Genomic DNA, 6,062 nt, shown 5'->3' on the forward strand with positions numbered 1-6,062 from the left:
TGCCTAGAACTCTATAAAGCTCTCGGAGCTCAAGGAAGAAGCAATGTCACACGCAAAAACCTTATACGAAAAAATCTACGATGCTCACGTTGCTGTCGCAGCGGAAGGCGAAAATCCGATCCTGTATATTGACCGACACCTTGTCCATGAAGTGACATCCCCACAAGCCTTTGACGGCCTGCGTGAAAAAGGTCGCCAAGTACGCCAAGTTAATAAAACCTTCGCCACCATGGATCACAATGTTTCAACCACTACCAAAGACATCAACGCATCGGGTGAAATGGCACGTATCCAAATGGAAACTCTCTCTAAAAACTGTGAAGAGTTCGGCGTAACCCTCTATGACTTGAACCATAAATACCAAGGTATTGTGCATGTTATGGGGCCGGAGCTAGGTATCACTTTACCGGGTATGACGATCGTTTGTGGTGACTCACACACCGCAACACACGGCGCATTTGGTTCTCTAGCCTTTGGTATTGGCACTTCAGAAGTTGAGCATGTACTTGCTACTCAAACCCTGAAGCAAGCTCGTGCTAAAACAATGAAAATAGAAGTTAAAGGCAAAGTCGCACCTGGTATTACAGCAAAAGATATTGTCTTAGCAATTATTGGTAAAACAACAGCGGCTGGCGGTACGGGTTATGTCGTTGAGTTTTGTGGCCAAGCGATTACCGACCTTTCAATGGAAGGTCGTATGACTGTATGTAATATGGCGATTGAACTTGGAGCAAAAGCGGGCCTTATCGCTCCCGATCAAACCACATTTGATTACATAAAAGGACGTAAGTTCTCTCCTCAAGCAGCCGATTTAGATGCAGCAATTGAGTACTGGAAAACATTAAAAACAGATGATGACGCTAAGTTTGATGCAGTCGTAACCCTAAACGCAGCAGACATCAAGCCACAGGTCACTTGGGGTACAAACCCTGGGCAAGTTATAGCTGTCGACGAAGCGATCCCATCTCCAGATAGTTTTGCTGACCCAGTAGAAAAAGCATCAGCAGAAAAAGCATTAGCATACATGGGACTTGAAGCGGGTAAATCATTATCAGACTACAAAGTAGACAAAGTCTTTGTTGGTTCTTGCACAAACTCTCGTATTGAAGATATGCGAGCAGCTGCTCAGGTAGCAAAAGGAAAGAAAGTCGCTTCACATGTTCAGGCTCTGATTGTTCCAGGCTCAGAACAAGTCAAAGCGCAAGCGGAAGAGGAAGGTTTAGATAAGATCTTCATTGAGGCTGGTTTTGAGTGGCGTTTACCTGGCTGTTCAATGTGTCTAGCGATGAATAATGACAGACTCGGTGCTGGAGAACGTTGTGCATCGACATCAAACCGTAACTTTGAAGGTCGGCAAGGTCGTGATGGACGCACACACTTAGTGAGTCCAGCAATGGCTGCTGCTGCTGCAATCGCAGGGCATTTTGTCGATATCCGTGATATTCATTCTTCAGTATTAAACTCATAGGGGATTACCAATGTCAGGTTTTAAACAACATACAGGATTGGTCGTTCCTCTTGATGCAGCGAACGTCGACACAGATGCAATTATTCCTAAGCAATTTTTACAAAAAGTTAATCGTATCGGTTTTGGTAAGCACCTTTTCCATGATTGGCGCTTTCTAGATGATGCAGGTGAACAGCCCAACCCAGACTTTGTAATGAACAAACCTCGTTATCAAGGCGCGAGTATTCTAGTTGCCCGTGAGAACTTTGGCTGTGGGTCATCAAGAGAACATGCTCCATGGGCTTTAGCGGACTACGGTATTCAAGTCATGATCGCTCCAAGTTTTGCCGATATTTTCTATGGAAACTCTATCAATAACCAAATGGTTCCAGTACGCCTTACCGATCAACAAGTGGATGAGATTTTCCAATTTGTAGAAGAAAATGAAGGCGCACAAGTAACCGTGGACCTTGAATTAATGCAAGTGAAAGCGAATGGCAAAACATACCCGTTTGAAATTGATGAATTTCGTCGCCACTGCTTGCTTAATGGGCTAGATAATATTGGTTTAACGCTACAGCATGAAGCAAAAATCGCTGCTTATGAAGCAAAGATTCCTAACTTTTTGAAATAGTTATTATCACTTTCGATTCTCAAAGGTTGGTGTAAATACATCAACCTTTTATTTTATCTGAAATTTATCAAATGCTGTCTAGGTCATATAGGATATGAAATGAGAGGTGAATAATGAAATATCTATTAGCACTATGTTTAACACTTAGTTCAACAAACGTATTGTCCGCACCAAAATCGAAATTATGGGATTACTGGAATCACAGTAACGAAGAAAGCACACAGACCATTTCACATCAAGTTTGGCAGACAACGCTTGATAGCTATTTAATCAAAGACGATCACAATAATCTCTTTGACTATAAAAATGTAAATTTAAAAGATAAGACACATTTAGAGCAATATATTTCACAGCTATCCAAACTTGACCCAAGAGAATACACAAAAGCGGAACAATATGCCTATTGGGTTAATTTATACAACGCATTAACAGTTAACTTGGTAGTCGACAATTACCCAATTTCATCCATCACCAAACTTGGAGGCTTGTTTTCATTTGGTCCTTGGGAACAAAAGATCATTAACATTAATCAAAAAGAACTGACTCTCAATGATATTGAACATCGAATTTTAAGACCGATTTGGAAAGACCCACGTACCCACTACGCTATCAACTGTGCCAGTTTAGGGTGCCCAAACTTACAAGAGCAAGCTTTCACAGCTAAGAATACTCAACCGTTGCTAGAAAAGTCAGCAACTGAGTTTATTAATAGTGAAAAAGGAGCAAAGCTCACCAATGATAAATTGGTACTCTCTTCTATTTATGACTGGTTTTCTGAGGACTTTGGTACAAAACAGCAACTTTTTCAGCATCTAGCACGATATAATAAGACTCTAAAAGATACTAAAAGAGACGTTAGCTATCACTATGACTGGAAATTAAATAATGTGCGTTAGATAGCAAAAAACCTCAGCATTTCTGCTGAGGTTTCGTAATTCAAACCTGGCGATGTCCTACTCTCACATGGGGAAGCCCCACACTACCATCGGCGCTATTGTGTTTCACTTCTGAGTTCGGCATGGAATCAGGTGGGTCCACAATGCTATGGTCGCCAAGTAAATTCTTTTTAGCTACAGAGCTTAAAACTGGTGCTGATACCCAGAATCGAACTGGGGACCTCACCCTTACCAAGGGTGCGCTCTACCGACTGAGCCATATCAGCACACTATATACATATCGTCCAAGAGGACTAAAAAAGCCCGTTTTCTCAAACGGGCTTTTTAAAATTAAAGCCTGGCGATGTCCTACTCTCACATGGGGAAGCCCCACACTACCATCGGCGCTATTGCGTTTCACTTCTGAGTTCGGCATGGAATCAGGTGGGTCCGCAACGCTATGGTCGCCAAGCAAATTCTTAAATTCGGAAAGCTGTCTTCGTTCTTCACATTCAATGTTCTTTAATTGAGCCCACAAAACCCCTTCGGTGTTGTATGGTTAAGCCTCACGGGCAATTAGTATTGGTTAGCTCAACGCCTCGCAGCGCTTACACACCCAACCTATCAACGTTCTAGTCTCGAACAACCCTTTAGGACACTTAAAGTGCCAGGGAAGACTCATCTCAGGGCTCGCTTCCCGCTTAGATGCTTTCAGCGGTTATCGATTCCGAACTTAGCTACCGGGCAATGCTACTGGCGTAACAACCCGAACACCAGAGGTTCGTCCACTCCGGTCCTCTCGTACTAGGAGCAGCCCCCTTCAATCTTCCAACGCCCACGGCAGATAGGGACCGAACTGTCTCACGACGTTCTAAACCCAGCTCGCGTACCACTTTAAATGGCGAACAGCCATACCCTTGGGACCGACTTCAGCCCCAGGATGTGATGAGCCGACATCGAGGTGCCAAACACCGCCGTCGATATGAACTCTTGGGCGGTATCAGCCTGTTATCCCCGGAGTACCTTTTATCCGTTGAGCGATGGCCCTTCCATTCAGAACCACCGGATCACTATGACCTACTTTCGTACCTGCTCGAATTGTCATTCTCGCAGTTAAGCGGGCTTATGCCATTGCACTAACCACACGATGTCCAACCGTGTTTAGCCCACCTTCGTGCTCCTCCGTTACTCTTTGGGAGGAGACCGCCCCAGTCAAACTACCCACCAGGCACTGTCCGCAACCCCGATTAGGGGCCAACGTTAGAACATCAAAACTACAAGGGTGGTATTTCAAGGACGACTCCACGCAATCTAGCGACTGCGCTTCTAAGTCTCCCACCTATCCTACACATGTAGGTTCAATGTTCAGTGCCAAGCTGTAGTAAAGGTTCACGGGGTCTTTCCGTCTAGCCGCGGGTACACTGCATCTTCACAGCGATTTCAATTTCACTGAGTCTCGGGTGGAGACAGCGTGGCCATCATTACGCCATTCGTGCAGGTCGGAACTTACCCGACAAGGAATTTCGCTACCTTAGGACCGTTATAGTTACGGCCGCCGTTTACCGGGGCTTCGATCAAGAGCTTCGACCGAAGTCTAACCCCATCAATTAACCTTCCGGCACCGGGCAGGCGTCACACCGTATACGTCATCTTACGATTTTGCACAGTGCTGTGTTTTTAATAAACAGTTGCAGCCACCTGGTATCTGCGACTCTCAGTAGCTCCATCCGCTAGGGACTTCACCGCCAAGAGCGTACCTTCTCCCGAAGTTACGGTACCATTTTGCCTAGTTCCTTCACCCGAGTTCTCTCAAGCGCCTTGGTATTCTCTACCCGACCACCTGTGTCGGTTTGGGGTACGATTGCTTATAATCTGAAGCTTAGAGGCTTTTCCTGGAAGCATGGCATCAATGACTTCACACCCGTAGGTGCTCGACGTCGTGTCTCAGCCTAACAAGAAACCGGATTTACCTAGTCTCTTAGCCTACGCACTTGAACCTGGACAACCGTCGCCAGGCCCACCTAGCCTTCTCCGTCCCCCCATCGCAATTATAAGCAGTACGGGAATATTAACCCGTTTCCCATCGACTACGCTTTTCAGCCTCGCCTTAGGGGTCGACTTACCCTGCCCCGATTAACGTTGGACAGGAACCCTTGGTCTTCCGGCGTGGGGGTTTTTCACCCCCATTATCGTTACTCATGTCAGCATTCGCACTTCTGATACCTCCAGCATGCTTTACAACACACCTTCAACGGCTTACAGAACGCTCCCCTACCCCACAATCTTACGATTGCAGCCGCAGCTTCGGTTTACTACTTAGCCCCGTTACATCTTCCGCGCAGGCCGACTCGACCAGTGAGCTATTACGCTTTCTTTAAATGATGGCTGCTTCTAAGCCAACATCCTGGCTGTCTGAGCCTTCCCACATCGTTTCCCACTTAGTAGTAATTTGGGACCTTAGCTGGCGGTCTGGGTTGTTTCCCTCTCCACGACGGACGTTAGCACCCGCCGTGTGTCTCCCGGATAGTACTTACTGGTATTCGGAGTTTGCAAAGGGTTGGTAAGTCGGGATGACCCCCTAGCCTTAACAGTGCTCTACCCCCAGTAGTATTCGTCCGAGGCGCTACCTAAATAGCTTTCGGGGAGAACCAGCTATCTCCGAGTTTGATTGGCCTTTCACCCCTAGCCACAAGTCATCCGCTAATTTTTCAACATTAGTCGGTTCGGTCCTCCAATTGATGTTACTCAATCTTCAACCTGCCCATGGCTAGATCACTCGGTTTCGGGTCTATATCCAGAGACTAAAGCGCCCAGTTAAGACTCGGTTTCCCTACGGCTCCCCTATACGGTTAACCTTGCCACTGAATATAAGTCGCTGACCCATTATACAAAAGGTACGCAGTCACAAGACAAAGCCTGCTCCTACTGCTTGTACGTACACGGTTTCAGGTTCTATTTCACTCCCCTCACAGGGGTTCTTTTCGCCTTTCCCTCACGGTACTGGTTCACTATCGGTCAGTCAGTAGTATTTAGCCTTGGAGGATGGTCCCCCCATATTCAAACAGGATATCACGTGTCCCGCCTTACTCGTTTTCACTTAGAATGA

General features: G+C 46.1%; 3 protein-coding genes, 1 tRNA gene and 3 rRNA genes. 3 read left to right on the top strand and 4 right to left on the bottom strand.

Annotated elements, in window-relative coordinates:
* Positions 1-43 precede the first annotated feature (43 nt).
* From leuC to EYW48_RS01605, 3 genes are all read left to right on the top strand, one after another.
* Positions 44-1,468 carry a 3-isopropylmalate dehydratase large subunit gene (gene leuC, locus EYW48_RS01595; RefSeq protein WP_171979754.1) on the top strand — a complete coding sequence of 475 codons (1,425 nt, stop codon included), beginning with the start codon at positions 44-46 and terminating at the stop codon, positions 1,466-1,468.
* Positions 1,469-1,478: 10 nt separating this feature from the next.
* On the top strand, positions 1,479-2,081 hold the full coding sequence (gene leuD / locus EYW48_RS01600) for a 3-isopropylmalate dehydratase small subunit (RefSeq protein ID WP_274684272.1): 603 nt from the start codon (positions 1,479-1,481) through the stop codon (positions 2,079-2,081).
* A 113-nt stretch (positions 2,082-2,194) separates the two neighbouring features.
* Positions 2,195-2,977, top strand: a complete 783-nt coding sequence (locus tag EYW48_RS01605) for a DUF547 domain-containing protein (RefSeq protein ID WP_277431789.1) — start codon at positions 2,195-2,197, stop codon at positions 2,975-2,977.
* 44 nt (positions 2,978-3,021) lie between these two features.
* Here the strand turns inward: EYW48_RS01605 and rrf (EYW48_RS01610) are convergent.
* The 4 genes from rrf (EYW48_RS01610) to EYW48_RS01625 all read right to left on the bottom strand — a co-directional run.
* A 5S ribosomal RNA gene (gene rrf, locus EYW48_RS01610) occupies positions 3,022-3,137 on the bottom strand.
* Positions 3,138-3,167: 30 nt separating this feature from the next.
* Positions 3,168-3,243 (bottom strand) — tRNA-Thr (locus tag EYW48_RS01615).
* A 69-nt stretch (positions 3,244-3,312) separates the two neighbouring features.
* A 5S ribosomal RNA gene (rrf, locus tag EYW48_RS01620) occupies positions 3,313-3,428 on the bottom strand.
* A gap of 83 nt (positions 3,429-3,511) precedes the next feature.
* Positions 3,512-6,062: ribosomal RNA gene (locus EYW48_RS01625) — 23S ribosomal RNA — on the bottom strand; the annotation flags it as partial.

Source organism: Vibrio sp. 1180_3, assembly GCF_029478545.1.
GTDB lineage: Bacteria > Pseudomonadota > Gammaproteobacteria > Enterobacterales > Vibrionaceae > Vibrio > Vibrio aestuarianus.

Excerpts from the sequence above, each read along its gene's own strand:
- leuC (WP_171979754.1), top strand. The coding sequence starts at position 44 with ATGTCACACGCAAAAACCTTATACGAAAAAATCTACGATGCTCACGTT.
- leuD (WP_274684272.1), top strand. The coding sequence starts at position 1,479 with ATGTCAGGTTTTAAACAACATACAGGATTGGTCGTTCCTCTTGATGCA.
- EYW48_RS01605 (WP_277431789.1), top strand. The coding sequence starts at position 2,195 with ATGAAATATCTATTAGCACTATGTTTAACACTTAGTTCAACAAACGTA.